Source organism: Nocardia citri, assembly GCF_054065835.1.
The window spans coordinates 18,491-40,168 of sequence record NZ_JBSUQM010000027.1; the positions used below are offsets into that span (position 1 = coordinate 18,491).

At 66.7% G+C, this 21,678-nt stretch carries 24 protein-coding genes; all 24 read right to left on the reverse strand.

Annotated features, from left to right (window positions below; genetic code table 11):
- Positions 1-29 precede the first annotated feature (29 nt).
- Entirely contained in the window at positions 30-1,118 is a 1,089-nt protein-coding gene (hypE, locus tag ACW2Q0_RS26380; RefSeq protein WP_457193602.1) for a hydrogenase expression/formation protein HypE, read from the reverse strand.
- Complete coding sequence (gene hypD / locus ACW2Q0_RS26385; RefSeq protein ID WP_457193603.1) at positions 1,111-2,223, reverse strand: hydrogenase formation protein HypD; 1,113 nt, start codon at positions 2,221-2,223, stop codon at positions 1,111-1,113. The genes hypE and hypD overlap by 8 nt, the downstream gene beginning before the upstream one ends.
- Positions 2,220-2,585 carry a HypC/HybG/HupF family hydrogenase formation chaperone gene (locus ACW2Q0_RS26390; protein WP_457193604.1) on the reverse strand — a complete coding sequence of 122 codons (366 nt, stop codon included), beginning with the start codon at positions 2,583-2,585 and terminating at the stop codon, positions 2,220-2,222. The genes hypD and ACW2Q0_RS26390 overlap by 4 nt, the downstream gene beginning before the upstream one ends.
- 16 nt (positions 2,586-2,601) lie before the next feature.
- On the reverse strand, positions 2,602-4,896 hold the full coding sequence (hypF, locus tag ACW2Q0_RS26395) for a carbamoyltransferase HypF (protein WP_457193605.1): 2,295 nt from the start codon (positions 4,894-4,896) through the stop codon (positions 2,602-2,604).
- Positions 4,893-5,138 carry a HypC/HybG/HupF family hydrogenase formation chaperone gene (locus ACW2Q0_RS26400; RefSeq protein ID WP_457193606.1) on the reverse strand — a complete coding sequence of 82 codons (246 nt, stop codon included), beginning with the start codon at positions 5,136-5,138 and terminating at the stop codon, positions 4,893-4,895. The genes hypF and ACW2Q0_RS26400 overlap by 4 nt, the downstream gene beginning before the upstream one ends.
- Before the next feature lie 2 nt (positions 5,139-5,140).
- Positions 5,141-5,611 carry a hydrogenase maturation protease gene (locus tag ACW2Q0_RS26405; RefSeq protein ID WP_457193607.1) on the reverse strand — a complete coding sequence of 157 codons (471 nt, stop codon included), beginning with the start codon at positions 5,609-5,611 and terminating at the stop codon, positions 5,141-5,143.
- Position 5,612: 1 nt separating this feature from the next.
- Positions 5,613-5,732 (reverse strand): DUF6893 family small protein, encoded by a 120-nt coding sequence (locus tag ACW2Q0_RS26410; RefSeq protein WP_457193608.1) that lies wholly within the window; start codon positions 5,730-5,732, stop codon positions 5,613-5,615.
- 22 nt (positions 5,733-5,754) lie between these two features.
- Positions 5,755-7,056 carry a hypothetical protein gene (locus tag ACW2Q0_RS26415; RefSeq protein WP_457193609.1) on the reverse strand — a complete coding sequence of 434 codons (1,302 nt, stop codon included), beginning with the start codon at positions 7,054-7,056 and terminating at the stop codon, positions 5,755-5,757.
- The gene (locus tag ACW2Q0_RS26420; RefSeq protein ID WP_457193610.1) at positions 7,053-7,697 is read right to left on the reverse strand and encodes a DUF6084 family protein; all 645 of its coding nucleotides are present in this window, start codon (positions 7,695-7,697) and stop codon (positions 7,053-7,055) included. Before ACW2Q0_RS26420 ends, ACW2Q0_RS26415 begins: the two co-directional genes overlap by 4 nt.
- Positions 7,694-8,326, reverse strand: coding sequence for a DUF5947 family protein (locus ACW2Q0_RS26425; protein WP_457193611.1), 633 nt, complete (start codon positions 8,324-8,326; stop codon positions 7,694-7,696). The genes ACW2Q0_RS26420 and ACW2Q0_RS26425 overlap by 4 nt, the downstream gene beginning before the upstream one ends.
- Positions 8,323-9,270, reverse strand: a complete 948-nt coding sequence (locus ACW2Q0_RS26430; protein ID WP_457193612.1) for a NifU family protein — start codon at positions 9,268-9,270, stop codon at positions 8,323-8,325. Before ACW2Q0_RS26430 ends, ACW2Q0_RS26425 begins: the two co-directional genes overlap by 4 nt.
- On the reverse strand, positions 9,267-11,063 hold the full coding sequence (locus ACW2Q0_RS26435; protein ID WP_457193613.1) for a nickel-dependent hydrogenase large subunit: 1,797 nt from the start codon (positions 11,061-11,063) through the stop codon (positions 9,267-9,269). Before ACW2Q0_RS26435 ends, ACW2Q0_RS26430 begins: the two co-directional genes overlap by 4 nt.
- 12 nt (positions 11,064-11,075) lie before the next feature.
- Positions 11,076-12,131 (reverse strand): NADH-quinone oxidoreductase subunit B family protein, encoded by a 1,056-nt coding sequence (locus ACW2Q0_RS26440; protein ID WP_457193614.1) that lies wholly within the window; start codon positions 12,129-12,131, stop codon positions 11,076-11,078.
- A gap of 113 nt (positions 12,132-12,244) precedes the next feature.
- A complete protein-coding gene (gene hypB / locus ACW2Q0_RS26445; RefSeq protein WP_457193615.1) occupies positions 12,245-13,036 on the reverse strand; it encodes a hydrogenase nickel incorporation protein HypB in 792 nt (263 codons plus the stop codon).
- The gene (locus tag ACW2Q0_RS26450) at positions 12,994-13,368 is read right to left on the reverse strand and encodes a hydrogenase maturation nickel metallochaperone HypA/HybF (protein WP_457193616.1); all 375 of its coding nucleotides are present in this window, start codon (positions 13,366-13,368) and stop codon (positions 12,994-12,996) included. Before ACW2Q0_RS26450 ends, hypB begins: the two co-directional genes overlap by 43 nt.
- Positions 13,369-13,404: 36 nt before the next feature.
- Positions 13,405-13,563, reverse strand: a complete 159-nt coding sequence (locus ACW2Q0_RS26455) for a hypothetical protein (protein WP_457193617.1) — start codon at positions 13,561-13,563, stop codon at positions 13,405-13,407.
- Between the two features lie 41 nt (positions 13,564-13,604).
- Positions 13,605-14,474 carry a universal stress protein gene (locus ACW2Q0_RS26460; protein ID WP_457193618.1) on the reverse strand — a complete coding sequence of 290 codons (870 nt, stop codon included), beginning with the start codon at positions 14,472-14,474 and terminating at the stop codon, positions 13,605-13,607.
- Between the two features lie 38 nt (positions 14,475-14,512).
- Entirely contained in the window at positions 14,513-15,430 is a 918-nt protein-coding gene (locus ACW2Q0_RS26465; protein ID WP_457193619.1) for a universal stress protein, read from the reverse strand.
- Between the two features lie 435 nt (positions 15,431-15,865).
- Entirely contained in the window at positions 15,866-17,032 is a 1,167-nt protein-coding gene (locus ACW2Q0_RS26470) for a site-2 protease family protein (RefSeq protein ID WP_457193620.1), read from the reverse strand.
- Between the two features lies 1 nt (position 17,033).
- Positions 17,034-17,699, reverse strand: a complete 666-nt coding sequence (locus ACW2Q0_RS26475; protein WP_457193621.1) for a DUF2267 domain-containing protein — start codon at positions 17,697-17,699, stop codon at positions 17,034-17,036.
- A gap of 41 nt (positions 17,700-17,740) precedes the next feature.
- Positions 17,741-18,739, reverse strand: a complete 999-nt coding sequence (locus ACW2Q0_RS26480) for an Acg family FMN-binding oxidoreductase (RefSeq protein ID WP_457193622.1) — start codon at positions 18,737-18,739, stop codon at positions 17,741-17,743.
- Between the two features lie 124 nt (positions 18,740-18,863).
- On the reverse strand, positions 18,864-19,868 hold the full coding sequence (locus ACW2Q0_RS26485) for an Acg family FMN-binding oxidoreductase (protein ID WP_457193623.1): 1,005 nt from the start codon (positions 19,866-19,868) through the stop codon (positions 18,864-18,866).
- Between the two features lie 237 nt (positions 19,869-20,105).
- Complete coding sequence (locus tag ACW2Q0_RS26490; protein ID WP_457193624.1) at positions 20,106-20,960, reverse strand: universal stress protein; 855 nt, start codon at positions 20,958-20,960, stop codon at positions 20,106-20,108.
- Positions 20,961-20,971: 11 nt separating this feature from the next.
- Positions 20,972-21,424, reverse strand: coding sequence for a CBS domain-containing protein (locus tag ACW2Q0_RS26495; protein ID WP_457193625.1), 453 nt, complete (start codon positions 21,422-21,424; stop codon positions 20,972-20,974).
- Positions 21,425-21,678: the final 254 nt, after the last annotated feature.

Here is a 21,678-nt window from a genome sequence, read left to right on the forward strand (position 1 = left end):
CCCACTCGTCGCCGGAGCCACCGCCGTGTTCAACAGATTCGCGGTAGCTGCTCTCCCGCGGGGAGGTCGACGACGCGGGTACCCCCGAGGGCCGTTCGGGCTACCACCATCCCAGGGTGTTCGGCAATGCAATGACCCACGATAGCCGCGCGGGCCCCGAGCGGATGCGCATGCATGGCGTCCAGGACGCGATCGGCGTCCTCGGGTGCTACGAACGCGACGAGCTTGCCTTCGTTGGCGACATACAGCGGGTCGAGACCGAGCAACCCGCAGGCATCGCGAACCCCGACGGGCACGGGGATCGCCCGTTCGTCGAGCTCGACACCGATGCTCGCGGCGCGCGCGATCTCGTTGAGGGAGGCGGCCATTCCGCCGCGCGTGGGATCACGCAGCACGTGCACATCCGCGCCGGTGGCGAGCATGGCCGCGACCAATCCGTGCAGTGGCGCGGTATCACTGCACAGGGTCGTGCCGAACTCGAGGCCTTCCCGGCAGCTCAGCACCGCGATACCGTGCAGTCCGATCTCACCGCTGACCAGCACGATATCGCCGGGCCGCGCCCGTTGAGGCCGGATGTCGACGCCTTGCGGGACGAGTCCGATGCCCGCGGTGTTGATGAAGATGCCGTCGCCGTGCCCGGCATCGACGACCTTGGTGTCGCCGGTGACCAGCCGGACTCCGGCCGCGAGCGCGGCGGTGCCGAGCGCCTCGGCGATGCGGGCGATTTCCGAGAGCGCGGTGCCCTCTTCGAGAATGAACGCGGTCGACAGGGCCACCGGCCGAGCGCCGGACATCGCCAGATCGTTCACGGTGCCGTTCACGGCGAGGTCACCGATCGAGCCGCCGGGGAATACCAATGGTTTCACCACGAACGAGTCGGTGGAGAACGCCAGCCGCACGTCGCCGAGGGCGAGCACCGCCGAATCGCCGAGCTCGGTGTCGGCGGCCGCACCGAACGCGGGCAGGAACAGATGCTCGATCAGCTCACCCGACATCGCGCCGCCACCGCCGTGTCCCATCACGATATTGGGCGCGTCGCGCAGCGGCATGGGGCAGACCCAACCGTCGATGTCGAGTGGGGGCGATGCGGCTGCCCCAGCGCCATTGGTCTCAGGCATGGGCGACCTCCGAGGGAAGATCGAGACGTCGGTACAGGTAGTACGCGGCGCAGGCGCCTTCGGAGGAAACCATTGTGGCACCCAAGGGGTTTCGCGGGGTGCACGTCGTGCCGAACGCGGCGCATTCGTGCGGTTTGATCAAGCCTTGGAGTACTTCACCGGACCGGCATACCGAAGACTCTTCGGTATGCAGATCGCCGACGGAGAAGCGCTGTTCGGCGTCGTAGTCGCGGTATCGCGGCGACAGTCGCCAGCCGCTGCTGGGGATCACACCGATGCCGCGCCACGCCCGGTCGGTGACCTCGAAGACGTCCTCGAGCATCGCCTTGGCCGCCGGATTCCCGGCCGCGGCGACCGCGCGCGGATAGGCGTTCTCGACCTCGTGACGTCCTTGCTCGAGCTGAAGCACCGTGCGCCGGATGCCTTCGAGAATGTCCAGCGGTTCGAATCCGGTGACCACCATCGGAACCCGGTACTTCTCGGCCAGCGGCGGATATTCGCCGGTACCCATCACCGTGCAAACGTGCCCGGCGGCGAGGAATCCCTGCACCCGGCAGCTGGGCGATTCCATGATCGCCGCGATGGCCGGTGGGACGAGCACGTGCGAGACCAGCAGCGAGAAATTCTCCAGGCCGAGTCGTCGGGCTTGGTACACCGTCATCGCGTTGGCGGGCGCGGTGGTCTCGAATCCGATACCGAAGAACACCACCTGGCGATCCGGGTTGTGCTTGGCCAGTTCCAGCGCGTCCAGCGGAGAGTAGACCACCCGCACGTCGCCGCCTTCGCTCTTGACCCGGAACAGATCCTTGTGACTGCCGGGTACCCGAAGCATGTCGCCGAAGGAGCAGAAGATCACCCCCGGTCGCGCGGCGATCTCGAGGGCCTTGTCGATCACCTCCAGCGGGGTGACGCAGACGGGACAGCCGGGCCCGTGGATCATCTCGATCTGGTCGGGCAACAGTTGGTCGATGCCGTGGCGGATGATCGAATGTGTTTGTCCGCCACACACTTCCATGATCGACCACCGCCTGGTGGTGGCCGCGCGGATGCGGTCGAGCAGGTGCCGCGCCAGCTCGGGATCGCTGAATTCGTCCAGGTATTTCATGACTTCGCCTCCTGGTCGTCGACGGTCGCTGCCGACGCGGACGCGCCGGAATTGTTCGCCCCGGACGGTGGGGCATCGGGGTTGTCGACACCGGCCTGCTTCGCCGCGATCGAGAAACCGTCGCCGAACTCCTCCTTCAGCACGCCGAGATGTTCGAACTCGGCCAGCGTCCGCAAAGCGGATTCTTCGTCCAGACGTTGGATCGCGAACCCGACGTGCACCACGACGTAATCGCCGACCACCACGTCCGGAATGTATTGCAGGCACACGTCCTTGTGCACGCCGCCGAAGTCGACCTCCGACATCAGCGTGCCGTCGCGTTCGTGGACACTGAGCACTTTTCCGGGAACCGCAAGACACATCGTTTGCCTCCTTCGCTCACACCGCACCGACTACCAGGAGCTGACCGAACGCGATCCCGCCGTCGTTCGGTGGCAGTCTGCGATGACTGATGACGCGGAATCCGTCGCGTCGCAGCAGACGGGTGCAACTCGACAACAACAGCGCGTTCTGGAACACACCGCCCGACAGGGCGATCACCGACCGTGGCGCGGCGAAACGCCGTGCCGCGTCGTACACGAGATCGGCGACGGCGGCGTGGAAACGGGCACCGACAACCGCCGGCGGTATGCCGCGCGCGGCGTCGGCGACGACATCGGCGAGCACCTGGGCTGGGTCGAACCGGGCAGGATCGCCGTCGTGCCAAGTGAATCGGTATCGGCCCGGCGCATCGCGGGCCCCGCGGGCCAGACCTTCGAGTTCGATCGCGGCTTGGGCCTCGTAGTCGACGACGTGGCGTACCCCGGCCAGGGAGGCGACCGCGTCGAACAGCCTGCCGATGCTCGAGGTAGGCGCGCAGCCGAGGCCGGTGGCGAATTGATGCTCGAGCACGGCCCGTTCGGCCGCCGGGCAGGCGTCGACCGAGGCGATGCCGGGGGACCACTCGATGCCCGCGGCACGCAGATGCGACAGCGCCATCCGGTAGGGCTTGCGGACGCTGAGGTCGCCGCCCGCCAAGGGCACATAGGACAGATGCGCCATACGCCGGTAGCCCTTGTATCCGGCGACGAGCACCTCACCGCCCCAGACCGCGCCGTCGGGTCCGTATCCGGTGCCGTCGAAGGCGATACCGAGCACCGTCTCGTTCGCATCGATCCCGTGCTCGCCCATAACCGCGGCCAGATGCGCGTGATGGTGTTGCACGGTGTGCACCGGTCGATCGTCGGCATGCGCACGGGCCCACGCGGTCGACCGGTAGCCGGGGTGCGCATCGGCGGCGAGTTGGGTCGGGTGCACACAGGTGAGTTCCTCCAGATGGGCTCGCGCCGTGTCGAAAGCCTGCAGAGTTGCCAGATCGTCCATATCGCCGATGTGCTGACTGAGCCAGGCGTAGCGGCCGTCGGCGACAGCGCAGGTGTTCTTCAGGTCGGCACCCACCGCGAGGGTCGGAGGAACCGGGATGGGTAGCGCCAGCGGCAGTGGCGCGTAGCCGCGCGAGCGGCGCACCGGCAGTTCGGCGCCGTCCACGACTCGCACCACCGAGTCGTCGCACGGGACGAGAATGCGCCGGTCGTGGCCGAGCCAGGCATCGGCGAGCCCGGCAAGGCGGGAGCGGGCGTCATCGTCGTCGTAGCAGATCGGCTCGCCGCCGAGATTGCCGGAGGTCATCACCAGCACATCGGGACCCGGTGGGTCGCCGGGCAGGCCGAACAGCAGCAGATGCAATGGGGTGTAGGCAAGCATCACCCCGAGATCCGGATTACCGGGGGCGACCGCGTCGGCGACAGGCCGTCCGTCGCGCGGCAGCAGGACGATCGGCCGCTGCGGACCACTCAGCAGCGCCGCGCCGGTGGGGTCGATGGTCACGATGCGCGCCGCGCGGTCCAGGTCGGCGACCATGATGGCGAAGGGCTTATTGCCGCGCCGCTTGCGGCGGCGCAATTCGGCCACCGCCGTTTCATTGTCGGCGTCGCAGGCGAGGTGGTAGCCGCCGATCCCCTTGACCGCGAGAATGCCTCCGGCGCAGAGCAATTCGCGCGCAGCGGCCAGCGGCCGCGCCGAATCGCCGGGCCCGATATAGGACAGGGTAGGCCCGCAGTCGGGACAGGCGATGGGCTGGGCGTGGAACCGCCGATCGGCGGGGTCGGCGTATTCGCGGGCGCAGCGCGCGCACATGGTGAAATCGGCCATGGACGTGCGCTCGCGGTCGTAGGGCAGCCCGGCGATGATGGTGAATCGCGGGCCGCAGTTGGTGCAGTTCACAAAGGGGTGGCGGTAGCGGCGGTCGGCGGGGTCGCGCAGTTCGCGCGCACAGTCCGCGCAGATCGCCACGTCGGGGGAGACCAGGGTCCGTCCGGCGCCGCGGCGCCGGGTGTCCGCGATGAGGAATCCGGTACCGCCGCGAATGTCGACCGGTTTCTCCTCGACCGAGACGACGGCGGCCAGCGGTGGCGGGGACTCGCGCAGCCGGCGGATGAACTCCCGCACCGATGCCTCGACGCCCTCGATCTCGATGACGACGCCGTCCGTGTCATTGGCGACGCTGCCGGTCAGCGCCAGCTCGACCGCAGTGGTGTAGACGAACGGCCGGAATCCGACGCCCTGCACCACGCCGCGCACGAGCAGGCGGCGGCGGACGCGGTCGGCGGCTGCGTTTTTCAGTCGCTCGCTCACGGCTGCTCTCCGCTGCCGAGCAGGCGCAGCCCGGCCATCGCCCGCTGCGCGCCATCCGCGTCGGTCTTCTCGACGACGAATCCCATGTGGATGATCACCCAATCACCGGGCACAGCAGGGTGATCCTCGTCGAGCAGACCGATATTGACCTTGCGCTTCTCACCGGACACCTCGACCACGGCGATCTGCCCGTGGTAGCCGTCCGGAATCTCCACGACCCGTCCCGGAATGCCCAAGCACATCCTCACACCTCCTGTCCCGCGCGCAATCGCGCCGCGATGCGCGCGACCTCGGCCGCCGCGGGATCGACGGCCGCCGCGACGGCAGAGCTGAGGCCGATTCCCTCGGCCACCGAATCGACCTGGCAACCGACAACGACGGTCGGCGGCACGACACCGCCGAGTGCGCGCACCGCCGCGAAGACGGCCTCCGGATTCATCGCGTGCGCGTCCATGGCCGTCGTCGCACCCGACTCGGGGTCGGCGCGCAGGATCTGCACGCGGCCGGGTTCGCCGGTATTCGGTAGGGCGTCCACCAACACCACGGCATCCCACCCGTCGAGCAGGTCGTAGGCCAAGTGCAACCCGCGGATGCCGTAGTCGACGATCCGCTGCTCGTGCGGCGCCGTGGATATCCGACGGACAACCTCCGGGCCGAATCCGTCGTCGCCGAGGAAGATATTGCCGATCCCGGCAACGAGCACGCGGGCGCTCATCTCACATGTGGCGAATCTTCAGATAACGCCGGAGGTCGGGGATCGACCGTGCGCCGACATACGCGCCGACCACGACGATGACTGCCACCACCGCGGTGGCGACCACACCAACTGCTTCCATGACCGTCTTCCTTTCACTCGTCTCACTCGTCGCCGTTGACAATCGGTTCGAGCTCATCTGGTGCGAAATACAGGTAGCGGCCATACCATTCGTGCAGATCGGCCGCCGGATCGTCATCGATGACCACACCGACATGCGTTTCACCATCGACATCGGCGTGCACCGAGGCGACGCGCGCCGCCCTGCCCTCGTAGAACAGGTCGTGCGCGTCGGCGCGCCGCGCCGGACGCAGCCGAACCCGGCTGCCCTTGCGTACCAGCACCCCGGCGATCGGGACCGCGTCGGACTCCGGGCGCACCGCGCCGTCGGCGGCGGGATCCCACCAGCTCATGCCGGCTGGCACCTCGGGCACCAGGCGCGGGGCTGGCTCGCGCCACAGTCCGTGCAGATCATGCATGGCCTCGGGCGTCATGCCATCGCAACGGTCGATGATCTCGGCGGCTCTGGGGTCGGTGGCGCGGGCGCGTTCCTTCTCGTCCTCGGTCATCGTCATCACGCGCAGGGTGAGGATTTCGTCGATCTCGGTGGAGTCGAACAGTTGGCCCGCGCTCTGCTCGGCGATTTCGGGATGGTCGTAGAGGATGATCGGCGACACCAGGACAATGCCGTTGTGGCCGGGCGGTCCCGCCAACACCGGGAAACAGCGGTGCCGGGTGCAGTGCTCGACGGCCGTCTCGGCACCGGGTTCGGAGTCGAGCAGCGAGATGAACTCACCGCCCTCCAGTTCGGCGATCACGTGGGCGCCGAGCATGGATCGGACGGTGGCGTCGTCCGCGCTGGTGGCCGCGCCGCCGCTGTTACGCAACCGTATTCCGACACGCCGATATTCGCCCTCGGGTGCGACGGTCACTTCGAGTGTGCCCTTGATCGGTGCTCGGGTCCGCACCAATGCGCCCGCCGTCGAGCCCGGAATCGGTTCGACCGACTGCCAGCCCGGTACGTCGATCGGCATCGTCATATCCGCCAGTGGCGATGGGCCGCAGGGGATTTCGCATTCGGCGGCTTCATCCCAGCTGACCCAGCGGCGTCCGTCGATGATCAACTCGGCGTGCGCGGTTCCGTCCAGTTCGACTGTTCGGCGCTGCAACTGCAGAAACCGCGCGGTGAGCGTGATCCGCACGCCCGGGGACGCGCGGACGAGGCATTCGGCGGCCAGCGAGTCGTCCTCACCGAATCCGGCCGCGGCCGCGCCGGGCGGGCCGAGCACACCGAACTGCCAGCGGGACTGGTTCTTTCGGGCATCCGACCGGTACGGGTACAGCAGGTACCCTTCGTACAGCACGGCGTCGGCGACGGCGCGGGCGCGGGTCATGGCGGCGTTCACGGCGTGGGCTCCTCGGTGAGGAGTTTCGCGACGGCATCGTCGAATCCGAGCAGCCCGTGCGAGGACTTGTAGGCGGCCAGCGCTTCGACATTCTCCCGGCGCAACCGTACCCAGCCGGAGTTCGGATAGTGGGCGTCCATGAGAGCGCGCCATACAGCGACCGGCATGTCGAATTTGTCCTCGCGGTCCCAGGGCACCTGCTGAATCGCGAAACCCGTTTCCCCTCGGATGAATACGGTCCCACTGAACAGGAAGATCAGCGGCACGGTGCCCTCGCGCAGGGCGTGCAGATATTTCGAGCCGGTGACCTCGAAGTCATAGGTGCACGGCATCGGCAGTTCCACCTCCGCGCCGCCGGAGAAGCCGGGCACCATGGTGGCGCAATGCATCCAGGTGAACGATTTCTGGGTTTCGTGCCAGCGTTCGCGCGGGCCGAAAAGGTCGATCAGTCCCGCGCCTTCGTCGTCGGTGTAGCCGCGCCGGAAGGGTTCGATGCGCACCTGGGCGCGCAGCGCGATCGCGTGTACCGGCTCCTCGGCCAGCGCGGCGATGCCGATGCGCGCCGACAGATTCGGGGTGACCGCGTACGGCTCCGGCCGCACCTCGAGCACCGCGAAAGTCATCGCATAGGCCGGACTCATGACGCCACCTCCGGCCGCGCGCGTGCCGACATCGCGGTGAAGAATTCCGCGATGAAGTCTCTGGCTTCCTTGCCGCCGTCGAATCCGCGCCACAGCATCCGCATCCGCCCGACGAACTCGTAGCAGGCATCGATCGGCAGCAGCAGCACCGCGCCGGGACCGCCGCGTTCGGGCATGCGGATGAGCAGCGCTTCGACATCCGGTGCGAGCCGGTCGAGTTCGGGATGGCGATCCAGGATTGCCCGCCAATCCCGCAGCGGCAGTTCGGATTCGGTGGCTCCCGCCGGTCCCGGATAGAACGCGACAGTGCGCCCGAGCGCCGAATTGACGAAGAAGAACGCCAGCCCGACCGGGATGTCGAGACCATCCCATTCACCCTGGCCGATCACACAGTCCGGGAACGAGACGTAGTGGTCCGGCACCGCGCGGAAGCGCAGCTCGGCATGCTGGTCGGTGAACAGCAGATAGCAGCCGGTGCACACGCACATCAGTTGCCTGCCTTCGACATCGACCACATGCCGGTGCTGCGCACCGACCGGTTCGGCGCACATTTCGCACCGCTCTCCGACCGCCGGGGGCGGGGCCGGGTCGGTCGCGATACGACGCAGTGCGCGCAAGCCCTGGTTCATCCGTGGACCTCCGCGGGCACGGCCACCGAGATCTCGCCGGACCGCACCAACACGGGGAACGGCTCCAGATGCCCGTCGCCGTCCAGCCGTGCTCCGGCGTGCACCACGTCGAAATGGGCCAGACAGCCGGGACACCGCAAGACGGCCGAGCCGGTCGGGGCACCCATCTTGCGGTGCAGCGCGGCCCCCGCCATCGAACGCCCACACGCCGCGCAGCGGTCGCGATAGACGAACACGTCCGCGCCGACCCTGCAGGCCAGCACCGCAACCCCACCCACCGTGAACCCGCCGACCTCGCCCGCCGCCAAGTCCGCGAGCTCCGGGACCGAGATCCAGCTGCCCGCGGGCGGATCGCCGGTGTGCACCCGCGTGAACAGCGCCTCGGCCGGTATCACGCCCGACTGCTGCTGCGCCGCCGCCGCGACCACCTCGATCGACTCGATTTCCGGTGCGGCCGCGCGCACCGCGTCCTCCACCGCCAGTTCCAGCGTCACCGATGACGAAGGGCAGCTGCGGCAGCTACCGGACAGCTCGAGTCGCACGACACTGTCGACGACATCGATGAGCGTCACATCGCCGCCGTGCGAACCGAGGTAGGGGCGGACGCTGTCGAGCGCCACTGCCACCCGCGTTCGCACGTCGTGCGGGTGCAGGCCGTGCACCAACAGCAGGCTCGCGACCAGATCGTCGCGGGTCAGCTCCTCGACGGTCCGGTCTTCGAGCACCGCCATGATGCGGCCCAGGGCCGCGCCATAAAGGTCGACGACCTCACGCACGAGACGCTCGGCGCGCTCACGCGCTACCGGGCCGGCTGCCGAGCTGGCATCCAGCAGGGTGTCGATGCGATCACCCGCGCCCCGCCACTGGTTGTCGTCGGTCGGTCTGGCTCGCTGCTGCGGGCCACCATCCACGCTGTGCCTCCCGTCGTCGGCCCGATCTGTCATTCCGCGGTCAACGTCTGGGTGGGTGAATGCACCTTGTCCAGGCTCACGCCGTTGCCCAGATACATGTGCACACCGCACGGCAGGCACGGATCGAAGCTGCGCACCGTGCGCATGATGTCGATGCCCTTGAAGTGCTCCCGATCGTTTTCCTCGAAGATCGGCTGCCCCTGTACCGCGTCCTCGTAGGGCCCCGCCGTACCGAAAGAGTCACGCGGACTGGCGTTCCACGGCGTCGGCGGATACGGATGGTAGTTGGCGATCTTGCCGTCCCGGATGACCATGTGGTGCGACAGCACACCGCGCACCGCCTCGGTGAAACCACAGCCGATGCCCTCGTCGGGCACCTCGAAGTGTTCCCAGGTCTTGGTGTTGCCCGCCCGGATCTCACCGAGCGCCTGCTCGGCGAAGTGCAGTGCGCACGCCGCCGCGTAGGCCTGGAAGTAGGTCCGCGCCCGGTCGCGTTCGATCGTATTGCTGCCGTGCCTCGGAATCTTCCATTCCAAGGTGACCGGGCCCTTCAACGCGGTCTTGGGCAGGTTGATCTGCACGCTGGATCCGGTGGATTTGACGTAACCGATATCCACCAGCCCGGCCAGTGCCGTCGTCCACAGGCGAGCGAGCGGCCCACCGCCGGTGTCGAGCGCGAGATGGTCCTTGCCATCGAACCAGCGGGGGGACATCACCCAGCTGTACTTGTCGTCCAGGTCGCGCTTCTGCGGTTTGGGGTTGGTGTGCTGATTCCACGGATGGCGCCGGTCGACCGGATTGCCGAGCGGATCGGTCGTAACGAACATTTCCTGATCGGTCCAGTCCTCGTAATACGAACTGCCCAACAGGATCCGGAGGCCGAGATTGATGTCGACCAGCGAGGTGGTGATCAGCTTCCCGTCGACGACGACGCCGGGGCTGACGAACATCCGCCGACCCCACTGTTCCATATCCTTGTAGTCGAAGTTGCACACCGCGGGATCCTGGAAAGATCCCCAGCAGCCGAGCAGTGTACGACGCAGACCCACCTGCTCGTAGCCCGGCAACGCTTCGTAGAAGAAGTCGAACAGGTCGTCGTGCATCGGCACGACCTTCTTCATGAACTCCACATAACGCATGAGCCGCGACATGTAGTCGGTCATCAGCTGAATCGTGGCCACCGTGCCGACCCCACCGGGATACAGCGTCGAGGGGTGCACGTGCCTGCCCTCCATGAGGGAGAACATTTCGCGCGTGTACCGACTGACCTGCAGCGCCTCCCGGTAGAACTCACCGCTGAACGGATTGAGTGCCCGCATGATGTCGGCGACGGTGCGATAGCCGTGGTCACCGGCGTGCGGCGCCTCGGTGCGCTCGGCGCGTTCGAGCACGCCAGGATTGGTTTCGGCGACCATCTTCTCGCAGAAGTCCACCCCGACCAGGTTCTCCTGGAAAATATTATGGTCGAACATGTACTCGGCGGCCTCGCCGAGATTGACGATCCACTCGCCGATGGGCGGTGGTTTGACCCCGTAGGCCATGTTCTGGCAGTAACACGAGCAGGTCGCGTGGTTGTCACCGCAGATGCCGCAGATGCGGCTGGTGATGAAGTGCGCGTCGCGCGGGTCCTTGCCTTTCATGAAAATCGAATAGCCACGGAAGATCGACGAGGTGCTGTGACACTCGACCACCTCGCGACTCGAAAAGTCGATCTTGGTGTAGATGCCCAGACTGCCGACGATGCGGGTGATCGGATCCCAGGACATCTCTACCAGGCCCTCGGGTTCGATCTTGCGAAGCGACGGATCGGGAATGATCTCTGTCATCGAAATATCTCCCTACCAGGTGCGTGTCGCGCCGGATTCGAGCTTCCCGCCCTTGTGCCGCCAGCGCGGTTCCTTGTCGACGGTGCGGCCGGTGATGTGGCGAAGACTGCGGATCACCGACCCGTACAGCCCGGAAGCGGTCGAGGAGATCTTGCCGCCCGGCGGTTCGTCCATGAACGGCATGAACTTGTCCGGGAATCCCGGCATCGTGCAGCCGATACAGATACCACCCACATTCGGGCATCCGCCCACGCCATTGACCCAGCCGCGCTTGGGCACGTTGCACTTGACGACCGGACCCCAACAGCCCAGCTTCACAATGCATTTCGGCGATCCGTACTCCTCGGCGAAATCACCCTGCTCGTAGTAGCCCGCGCGGTCGCAACCTTCGTGCACGGTGGCGCCGAACAACCACTTGGGACGCAGCACTTCGTCCAGCGGGATCATCGGCGCCTGTCCCGTGGCCATATACAGCAGGTAGGTCAGGGTCTCGGACAGATTGTCGGGCTGGATCGGGCAGCCGGGCACGCAGACGATCGGTATGCCCGCTTTGCTCTTCCAATCCCAGCCGAGATAGTCGGGGACACCCATGGCGCCGGTCGGGTTACCCGCCATCGCGTGGATACCGCCATAGGTCGCGCACGTGCCTGCGGCGACCACTGCGATCGCCTTGGGCGCCAGCCGATCGAGCCATTCGCTCGTCGTCATCGGCTGACCGGTCGCAGGATTGTTGCCGAAGCCGCACCAGTAGCCCTCTTCGTGGAGTTGCTCATTGGGGATAGATCCCTCGACGACCAATACGAACGGATCGAGTTCGCCGCGATCTCCCTTGAAGAACCACTCCAGGAAATCGTCCGCGCCGCCGGTCGGACCGCATTCGAAATCGATGAGCGGCCAGTGCACGGCGATCTTCGGCAATCCGGGGAGTGATCCGAGTGCGATCTCTTCGATGCTCGGCTGAGTGGCGGCGGTGAGGGCCACCGAATCGCCGTCACAGCTGAGTCCCGCATTGATCCAGAGGACGTGGATCAGCGTGTCTTCGGCTTTTACTGCTTCCTGAGTTGGCATCGGACTGCCACCTTCCGCAGCGGGGGGCACGCGGATGCCTCTCCGGTCAGCTTCAGCGACGCATCCGCGCGTGACTCTGATCACATGAGTCTAGGTCTGAGAGCCAATGGCTTTCAAGGTATCGGTATGCCGACAGTTAGCCGTGCGGTGAGCCAGTCATACCAATCGGCCAGCCCATCACCGGTGGTCGCCGACACCGGAAGAATCATTACGCCGGGATTCACCGACCGCGCGTAGTCCGCGCATCGCTCCAGATCGAAGTCCACATAAGGCAGTAGATCGGTTTTGTTGATCAACACCAGCTCTGCCGCAGCAAACATGTGCGGATATTTCAACGGCTTGTCGGTCCCCTCGGTGACCGAGATGATCACGACCTTGCCCGCCTCGCCGAGATCGAACAATGCCGGACAGACCAGATTGCCCACATTCTCCACGAACAGCAGGCTGCCCGGCTCCGGTTCCAGCGCGTCGAGCGCGCGCCGCATCATGTCCGCGTCGAGATGACAGCCCGCCCCGGTATTCACCTGCACGACCTTGCATCCGGTTGCCTCGATGCGCCGCGCGTCCAGCATGGTGGCCTGATCACCCTCGATGACCGCCACCGCAACAGCTCGGAGCTCGCGGATGGTTCGCTCGATCAACGTCGTTTTCCCCGCGCCCGGCGAACTGGTCATATTCAGTGCCAAGATCGCGTGTTCGCGCAGCCGCGCACGGTTCGCCGCGGCGAGGTCGTCGTTCTTGGCGAGCACCTTCTGCTCGAGGGTCAGCGTGGTCAGAGCGTGCTCATGGGTGTGTTCGTGTTCATGTCCGGGACCATGCTCATGATCGTGTGGGTGATCGTGGTCCTGGTGCCCGACGGTGATCACAGCGACCCCGTCGCCCTCGCATCCGCAGGTTCTGCACATAGCTCACTCACCTCCATCGATACGATTCGAAGTTCTCGCCCCGCGGTTATCTCGATATCGGCGCTGCCGCAACGGCACAGCGCGATGAAATCGGGCAGGCCGAATTCCGCCCCGCAGGCCCGGCAACGCGCCGCCCCGTCGACAATGTGCAGGTCCAGTCGCGCGCCCTGGGCGATCGTCCCCTCGGTGGCAAGCTCGAAACAGAACTGCATGGACTCGGGCACCACCGCACACAGCGCGCCGACCTCGACCGTCACGTTGTGCACCGCGCGCCCGCGCGCATGCTCACCGACGGCGTCGACAAGGTACTGGGTTATCGCCATTTCATGCATCCCGACCTCGCCTTTCGACAAGCCCCGGGATGGATCTTACTCCGCGGGCAGGGTGTGCCGAATGCCTCGCCAGCCCAGCGGGAGTTGGACGCGGCCTGCCCGGATATCACCGATGAGATGCGCGTAGCCCTCACGAACCTCGCCGAGATGGACCCACGCCGAGTGCCGAAGCTCCTCGCGGTCACTGTGCAGCACCGTCCACCACGCCTCGGCGTAGGTCTTGGCCCAGTCCGAAATCAGGGGCGGGCGATGATGAGTGGGCAGTCGGTAGCGTGCAGGACCGCTTGGCTGACCGAGCCGAGGGTCATGCCGGCGAAGCCGCCTCGGCCGTGGCTGCCGACGACAATCAGTTGGGAGTGTTGGGCCTCGGCGAGTATGCGTCTGGCTGGTCGATCTTCGACGACCACGCGCTCGACCTTCAGGTCCGGATACTTTTCCGCATAGCCCGCGAGGCTTTCGGACAACACTTTCTCGGCCTCTTGCTGCATATCGGCGCGGGAAAGGTAGAGGTTGAATTCGGACCAGGTGAGCACCGCAAGCACCGCGACGTTGCGATGATCGGCCTCGTCGAAGGCGATCTCGATGGCGCGGGTGGCGCTGGCCGAGCCGTCGACACCCACCAGCACCGGGCCGAGCACCCGATCCGGTGTGTAGTTCTCGGGTTCGGGGATGACGGCGACCGGGCAGTGTGCGTGCATGGCCATGGCGGTGCTGACCGACCCGAGCAAGCCGCGGCGGAAGGCACCGAGGCCACGAGTGCCGACCACCAGCATGCGGGCGTCCTCGGAGCGTTCGAGCAGGACCGGGATCGGCGGTGCCTCGACAACGAAGGTGGCGATGTCGAGCTCGCCGACGGGCGCGGCTGCCGCGGTCGCGAAAACACGTGCCGAGGCGACGGCTGCCTTACCGGCCTCCCGATAGAGGTCGTAATCGATCTGGTCGAAGGCAACTCCGGGACCGAAGGCCATCGGTGCGCCGATGCCGTACACGATGTGCAGGGGTGCGCGGTGGTGGACCGCATCGACCGCGGCCCAGCGCACGGCCTCGGTGGCGGCGTCGGAACCGTCGATGCCGACGAGCACGGGGGGATTGATGTCTGTGGACATGGGATTTCGCAGCCCTTCTGCGTGACGGAGGACGGGTGCTAATGCGGGTGGACGACCATGACCGGACAGTGCGCGGTCTGTACCAGCGCATTACTGGTCGAACCGAGCAGTAGCCCGCGGAATCCGCCGCGACCACGGCTGCCGACCACGAGCAACTGCGCGGATCGCGACCACTCCAGCAGGGCCTGGCGCGGCCCCGACAGGTACACCTTGCGGATGACCTGGACATTCGGATATTTCTCCGGCCAGCCAGCGAGCTGATCGGACAGGATTGCCTGGCCGGCGGTTTCGGCATCGCGGTCGGAGATAACGCAGGGAAGTCCGGCGAAGCGGTCGTAATACGAGTCGCTCCAAGCATGGACGGCGATGAGTCGCGCATTGCGCTCGCTGGCTTCGGCGAACGCGGCCCCGATGGCGGCCGTGCTGATAGGCCCGCCGTCGACACCGACCACGACCGGCCCGACGCGTCGAGTCTGCTGCTCAGTGCCGGTATCACGCACGACCACGATCGCGCCGTGGCCATGGCTGGAGACCGCGAGCAGCGTCGACCCGAGATGGCTCAGGGTGCCGCCGGCGCCAGCTGAGCCGATCGCGACGAGATGCGCCGCCTCGGACAGCTCGATCAACCGGCGTGCCGGATTCGCTTCGGACACTTCGGCTTCCACTACCAGGCCCGGGTCGACCGCATGAGCGAGCCGGCGCGCGGTGCGCACCATATCCGTACCTTCGTCGCGGATCGTATCTATTACCGGCGGCGTGATCACATCGTAGAGTCCGTAGACGGCTCCCGCCGCGGAGAGGTCCAGGCCGTGCACGATGCGCAGTCGGCGGCCCCGCTGGGCGGCGGTCTCGGCAGCCCATCGGACGGCGAGATCGGCGGCCTCGGAGCCGTCGATACCCACCACTATTTCGGCCGACGCCAGCCGGTGCGGATCATCGTGTTGCTGTGTGGTCATCAGCGGTGTTCCTTCGGGTAGATCATTGCCATGTTTCGTGCGCCTGATCAGGTGCGACGAGTGCCAAACCGGCTGTGGCACCGCCATTCGTCCGGTGCCGGCCGAGAGCCGAAACTCTGTTGATCTCGACGCTACGGCCAGGCACCGCCCTCGCACAGTGCCGAACCGACGCTTGCCGAGGGACCTTCGACCATGGGTGAAATAGGGCGAACCCTGACCGAAACGACCCGTTCACGCGACCGGAGCGCCACCGCGCTGCCGTCCGAGTATCAGGGACATCCGGATCGAAGCGATAGCGTTCGAGCAGACCTGCCAGCACCCCCGCCCGCCTCGTGCCGATTCCGGAAAATCGGTCGAGGTGGTTCCTGCTGTACTCGTGTATGGCCCATCGCCAGCCTCCCAGCAGCCTGACTCGGCGCGGGCCGAATTATCTTGTCAGAGTGCAGTATTCGGCGGTCGATACCGTTCGGGCCGCCGGGCGGGCAGACCGAGGGCACTGCGCTGCACGGCCAGCGTCAGATCCGTCGCGGTGACCACACCGATGAGTCGACCGTGCGGATCGATCACCGTGACGACACCGAAGTCGGGGCGCAGCACCACCTGGGATGCCACGGTGGCGAGCAGTTCGTCGCCCGATACCCGGGCCGTCGGCGGGAGCGGGCGGGCGACTCCCCGCACTGCGGTGGTCTCGCGCGCTGTCGCGGACAGCGCCGTGAGATCGGACAGGGCGAGCTCGCCGATCGGCCGACCTGTCTGATCGATCACCGGGAATACCCGATGATCGGAGTGCACGATCTGGGAGCGCAGCAGATCGGCCACGGACCAGGTCGCCGGAACCGACAGCGGATGTTCGGTCATGACATCGCGAATCCGGGTGTCGCCCAGTCGGTGTCGCAGCCCGGCGGCGGTCAGTTCGACATTCGCCGCCGAGTACAGGAACCAGCCGAGCAGCATCAGCCACAGCCCACCGCCCGCGCCGACCACCAGCAGTTCGACGCCACCGAGGATCATCAGGCCCAGTCCGACGATTCGGCCGCTGCGCGCGGCAACGGTGCTGGCGCGCAACCGATCTCCGGTGCGCCGCCAGATCAACGCGCGCAGTACGCGGCCACCGTCCAGCGGCGCGCCGGGCAGCAGATTGAAGATCGCCAGCATGACATTCATCGCGCCGAGCCAACCGAGCATCTCCGGCACCGGCCCGCTGACCACCGCGCCGATCACCGCGGCAACACCGAGAAACCCGGCGCCGAGCACGAAGCTGGTGAGCGGTCCGGCCACTGCGATGCGCAGATCCGAACGCGGGTCCTTCGGTTCGTCGGCGAGTTCGGATACGCCGCCGAGTAGCCACAGCACGACCACTTCGACGCGGGTGCCGCTGCGGCGGGCGATGATCGAATGGGCCAGCTCATGGCTCAGCAGGGAGACGAATAGTCCGACCGCGCCCGCCCCGGCGACCAGCCAGACCGCCACCGAGTTCCCGTGCGCATCGGCGAGCGAGCGGCCCAGCAGATAGGTGAACAGGCCGAGGGTGACCAGCGTCGACCAGTTCGCGCCGATGCGAATGCCCGCGACCCGCCCCAGCGGGATCGTCGCACGCAACATCTCAGTGCTCCCGTGCCTCGGCGCCGACCAAACCTTCGGCGAGCAGAATGCGGTGTGCCTGCTGGGCCGCACGGGTCGACCGGTCGCTATCGGATCTGTCGGCGGGCAGTCGCTCGAGGCCGCGCGCGAGCACCGCGACGGCGGCACCGAGGGCCCGAATGTGGTCTCTCAGATCGGTGAGCGGATCGGCCTCGCCGGGCTCGGCGACCGGCTGCCGATCGAATGCCGGCTCCTCGGCCGGCATTCGCGCGCCGCACAGTGCGCCGTACAAGTGCATCGGCAGGACCGCGAAGATGCGGTCCATCTGGCCGGGGGAGAACAGCTCCGACAGCGCGAGGGTGACCGCACCCGCGAGCGGACCGACCTCGTCGTCGTCGATACCGGCCTCGCGAGCGAACTGCCTGGTGAATCCAGCGATGCCATGCCGGACCGGCACATGGCCGGGCACCCAGCCCTCGTAGTAGGCCCCGCGCAGTACCTCGGGCAGTTGCGCGGCGAGATGTGCCGAGCTGCTGACACTGATGCGGTCTCGCACCGTGTGCAGCCAGGCGCGCAACGCCCGGTAGGCAAAGGCACGGTCGTCGGTATCGAGACTGTCGGCAACGGCACGCAACCAGTCGTGCGCGGTCTGCACGGCGGGCGCGAGGGGATCGTCGTGGTGCGGCATCGCTGGCCTCCTGGAAGTGTATTGGTGTTATGGGATCTGTCTCAGGAACGAAGCGAACGCACCTCGAGCACCTCGTCGAGTGGTCGGCGTGGTGTCGGGGCCGGTTCGCCGTCCTCGGGCGCGATGCCGATGCGGATCACGACCTGGGGCACGTCCGGGTTGGGAATGAGATCGGCGATTACCGAACGGCCGGCGACAAGTTCGGTGATATGGGTGAGCGCGCAGGTGGCCAGGCCGCGGGCGGTGCATTCGAGCAGCACCTCCGACAGCGCCTCGCCGGTACGCAGCCACTGTGCCGGCGTCTCACCGAGGGTGCTGAGCACTATCAGCCGGGACTGGTCCTCGAGCCCATCGCGGCGCAACGAATACGGTGCGGGCGGAAAGCCGCGGCCCACATCTACCCGGGCTGCCTCGGCGTCCGATGCCAGCGCCGCGATGGGGACACCCTCCTTGACATCTGAATGTCCACTCCACCAATGCAATTCGTTCTGATACGGCATATCGTAGCGGCGCAATGCGGTGGCATGCTCGGTGGCAGCGGCGACCCGGGGCCGATCGCTGTCGGCGATCTCGTCGACCGCGACATGGTGTGGTCTGGCCAGTTCGCGAATGGTGTCGAATGCGTCGATCCAGCCGGGCGGAGCCAGCATCGGTAACCGGTCGGTGCGGCGTTGGTGGATGGCGCGGATCCGAGCGGCCGTCGTATTCAGCGAGCCGGGCCATGGCCGGAACTCGAGCATGGCCAAATGCTCCGCCAGATTCGGATCAGGGGCTCGGATTACATCGGCGAACCAGCCCGTCGACAGGAAAGCCAGGCGGGCATGGTCGAGCACGGCGCCGCAGCTGATCACCAATTGCCTGCCGAGCGGATCGGCTGACCGCAACAGTCGGCCGGTATCGCTGAACAGGTGCAATCGTTCACCATCGAACACCCAGCGCCACGGCTGGGTGTTGTGCACCGAAGGGGCCCGGCAGGCGAGCATCAGCGCCATTCGTACAGTCCGCAGCTCGGGAATGTCGGTGCGATCGCTTGCGTTCATGCCTCGAGTCTCGCCTTCGCCGCCTTGCCCCACCACGGCCACTGCGCACCCATTCGAGGGTCAATGGTCACCGCATCCTCGCGTCGTCGATATCGTGCCAATGCCTGATCGACCGGCAGTCGGCCTATTCGTGCTTCATCGTCAGGAAGTCGGTAAGAGGACGGCGAGGGGTCGGCGGGACGCCGGGTTCATCGTCCGGGGCAGTACCGATGCGAATGAGCACCTGGGGGATCCCAGGATGGGGGAGCATGTTCGCGATGATCTTTCGGGCCGAAGGCATTTCGGTGATGTGGGTCAACGGGCAACTCGCCAGCCCGGCGGTCGTGCATTCGAGCAGCACCGCGGAGAGTGCTTCACCAGTATGCAGCCACACGGAGCCGGATTCGCGGGGCGAGCTCAGCACCAGCAAGCGGGCCTGGTCTTCGAGGGTGCCGCGGCGCGCTGAATGTGATGCGGACGGAAAGGTGCGGCCCACGCCGACACGGGCGAATTCGGCATCGGAGACCAGGGATTCGCGGGGGACGCCCTCCAGATCGCCGGAATGTCCGGTCCACCAATGTAATTCGGTCTGGTATTCCATGTCGTAGCGGCGGACCGCGGTGGTGTGTTCGGAGGCCGCGCTGAGTTTCGTATGCGCGGTTTCGTCGAGGAGATCGAGTTCGAGGTCATGGGGTGTCACCAGCATGCGCCCGGTGTGCAGGAGTTGGGGTAAGCCGGTCGGGGCGGACAAGGGTAGTCGGTCGGTGCGCCGCTGATCGATGGCGCGGGCGCGGGCGAGGACACCGGTCGGCGGTTCGGGCCACGGGCGGAATTCGATAACCGCCAGATAGTCGGTGCGATCGCGATCGGGCAGCCGGGTGGTATCGGTGTGCCAGCCGTTGGCGGCGAATGCGGTGCGCACGTGGTGCAGCATCGCGCCACAGCTGATCACCAACTGCCTGCCCAGCGGGTCCGCCGAGGTCAGCAGGCGGTCGTCGTCGCGGTACAGGTGCAGCCGGTCGCCGTCGAATACCCAGCGCCACGGTTGGGTGTTGTGCACTGACGGCGCTCGGCTGGCCATGCGCATGGCCGCCAGCACCGTCGGATGGTCCGGCACAGAACGTACGGGGGAGGGGCTGGTATCGGTCATACCCCTGAGTTTCGCCAACTACTGTGCCGGTCGGAATGGGCCTTGCGCCCGTTCTCGAGGGTCCATGGTCACCCGCCGACTCCGGTCGGTGCGTCCTGTTTCGCGACGATGTCGGCCTAGGTTGGCGGCGGGGTATGGATACGGACCGATCGGTGCGCTGAGCAGGTCTTACGCTCCTTGGGCGAACACCGCCGCCCGGACCACTAACGTGCGCGGTCAATGACCGCCCTGTTGTCCTCAGGACCGGCACACCAGGACCGGGCAGGTGGTCTGGTGGAGCAGGTCACGGCTCGTCGATCCGAACAACAGCGCCGTCGCGGTCGGGTGGCCGTGGCTGCCGACGACGAGCAGTTGCACATCCTGCGCCATGTCGTTCAGCACCGAGCGGGCCAGGCCGGGGACCGGCATTTCGATCACCTCGACATCCGGATATTCCGTGCGCCAGCCCGCCAGTGCTTCGGCCAGCAGGATGCGTTCCTCCTCGCCGCGGTCGAGATGGTGGCCCACTGGTTCAATGCGTGACGGCCAGCAATGCACTGCGGTCAGTGGCACCTCGAGCGCTGCGGCGATCTCGAAGGCGTGCCCGACGGCCGGGATACTGAGTTCGGTTCCGTCCACGCCGACCGCCACCGGCTTGCCGCGCGGAATCGGTCGACCGATCGCGCCGCGCCACACTCCGACCGGACAATGCGCACGCTGGGTGACACGCATGGTGGTCGGCCCGACCAGCCGCTGTCCGAAGGCCGTTCGTGCGCCGATCACAACGATGCGGGCATGTGCGCTCAATGCCACCAGCGCATCGGCGGGCGGCCCCGCGGGGCGTACCGCGCTGACTATCAACTCCGGATCGCACGTGTGCACGAGGCGGCGGATGCGGTCGAGGGTTACGCGGGCAGCATCGGGAGGGTGTGGCGGATGGACATGCGCGGCCAACTGCTGTGCGGGCGTAACTCCATGCGGCAGCGCATAGGTGAGCAGCAGCGACGCGCGCAGGGCAGAGGCCAGATAGGCCGCCCAACGTGCCGCGTTCATCGCCGTCGGTGTTTCGTCCACGCCGACAACGATCATGTTGCGGTCGGCTCCGATGCTCATGCGGTCTCGCGCTATTGCACACCCTCGTCGGCGGATGCCGGAAGATGTTGTGCGCATACGGCTTCCACGAACTCACCAACGGTGGTGTCGGGCAGCCGGCGCGACAGGTCGGCCTCGGTGATGATGCCGACCAGCTTGCCTGCCTCGGTCACCGGGAGTCGTCGGATCCGATGCCGCTCCATCAGTGCCAGTGCGGCCTCGATGTCGGTACCGATATCGACGGTGTGCAGGTCGTCGCCCTGGGCCATTTCGCCAGCAGTGGTCGTGCGCGGATTCGTGCCGGTGGCCACGCATTTGACGACGATGTCACGATCGGTGACGATCCCGACCGGATGTCCTTCGCCATCGCAGATCGGCAATGCGCCGATATCGAGTTGACGCATCCGCTGCGCCGCGGTTTCCATGGTGTCGCGGACCGTAATGCACGCGACGTCGGGCTGCATGATGGCCTGTGCGGTGGTCATGGCTGGTCCTCCCTTTCCGAATAGACCGCTCGCGCTCATCATCGACATATCCAAGTCGATTAGCGAGGGCCGAAAGTCACCCCTGGCGGGGGAATCGACATTGGTATGGGCGGCTGCCGCAGCGTCGCTGGGATAAAGCCCGAGTCCTCGATTAATAGGACCTTAGACCCTGTTCACCGCCGTTGCCGCACGGTGAAACTGCTCAGATCGTCTGCTGAGGAGAGGGGTTGTCCGGTGAGTACGTCCGAGCTGTG

Coding starts and splice junctions, on each gene's coding strand:
- ACW2Q0_RS26400 (WP_457193606.1), bottom strand. CDS start 5,138: ATGTGCTTGGGCATTCCGGGACGGGTCGTGGAGATTCCGGACGGCTAC.
- ACW2Q0_RS26465 (WP_457193619.1), bottom strand. CDS start 15,430: ATGACCACACAGCAACACGATGATCCGCACCGGCTGGCGTCGGCCGAA.
- ACW2Q0_RS26475 (WP_457193621.1), bottom strand. CDS start 17,699: ATGCCGCACCACGACGATCCCCTCGCGCCCGCCGTGCAGACCGCGCAC.
- ACW2Q0_RS26440 (WP_457193614.1), bottom strand. CDS start 12,131: ATGCCAACTCAGGAAGCAGTAAAAGCCGAAGACACGCTGATCCACGTC.
- ACW2Q0_RS26390 (WP_457193604.1), bottom strand. CDS start 2,585: ATGTGTCTTGCGGTTCCCGGAAAAGTGCTCAGTGTCCACGAACGCGAC.
- ACW2Q0_RS26480 (WP_457193622.1), bottom strand. CDS start 18,739: ATGAACGCAAGCGATCGCACCGACATTCCCGAGCTGCGGACTGTACGA.
- ACW2Q0_RS26410 (WP_457193608.1), bottom strand. CDS start 5,732: ATGGAAGCAGTTGGTGTGGTCGCCACCGCGGTGGTGGCAGTCATCGTC.
- ACW2Q0_RS26470 (WP_457193620.1), bottom strand. CDS start 17,032: ATGTTGCGTGCGACGATCCCGCTGGGGCGGGTCGCGGGCATTCGCATC.
- ACW2Q0_RS26435 (WP_457193613.1), bottom strand. CDS start 11,063: ATGACAGAGATCATTCCCGATCCGTCGCTTCGCAAGATCGAACCCGAG.
- ACW2Q0_RS26460 (WP_457193618.1), bottom strand. CDS start 14,474: ATGTCCACAGACATCAATCCCCCCGTGCTCGTCGGCATCGACGGTTCC.
- ACW2Q0_RS26450 (WP_457193616.1), bottom strand. CDS start 13,368: ATGCATGAAATGGCGATAACCCAGTACCTTGTCGACGCCGTCGGTGAG.
- hypB (WP_457193615.1), bottom strand. CDS start 13,036: ATGTGCAGAACCTGCGGATGCGAGGGCGACGGGGTCGCTGTGATCACC.
- ACW2Q0_RS26430 (WP_457193612.1), bottom strand. CDS start 9,270: ATGACAGATCGGGCCGACGACGGGAGGCACAGCGTGGATGGTGGCCCG.
- ACW2Q0_RS26405 (WP_457193607.1), bottom strand. CDS start 5,611: ATGAGCGCCCGCGTGCTCGTTGCCGGGATCGGCAATATCTTCCTCGGC.
- ACW2Q0_RS26420 (WP_457193610.1), bottom strand. CDS start 7,697: ATGAGTCCGGCCTATGCGATGACTTTCGCGGTGCTCGAGGTGCGGCCG.
- hypE (WP_457193602.1), bottom strand. CDS start 1,118: ATGCCTGAGACCAATGGCGCTGGGGCAGCCGCATCGCCCCCACTCGAC.
- ACW2Q0_RS26490 (WP_457193624.1), bottom strand. CDS start 20,960: ATGAGCATCGGAGCCGACCGCAACATGATCGTTGTCGGCGTGGACGAA.
- ACW2Q0_RS26485 (WP_457193623.1), bottom strand. CDS start 19,868: ATGACCGATACCAGCCCCTCCCCCGTACGTTCTGTGCCGGACCATCCG.
- ACW2Q0_RS26495 (WP_457193625.1), bottom strand. CDS start 21,424: ATGACCACCGCACAGGCCATCATGCAGCCCGACGTCGCGTGCATTACG.
- hypD (WP_457193603.1), bottom strand. CDS start 2,223: ATGAAATACCTGGACGAATTCAGCGATCCCGAGCTGGCGCGGCACCTG.
- ACW2Q0_RS26425 (WP_457193611.1), bottom strand. CDS start 8,326: ATGAACCAGGGCTTGCGCGCACTGCGTCGTATCGCGACCGACCCGGCC.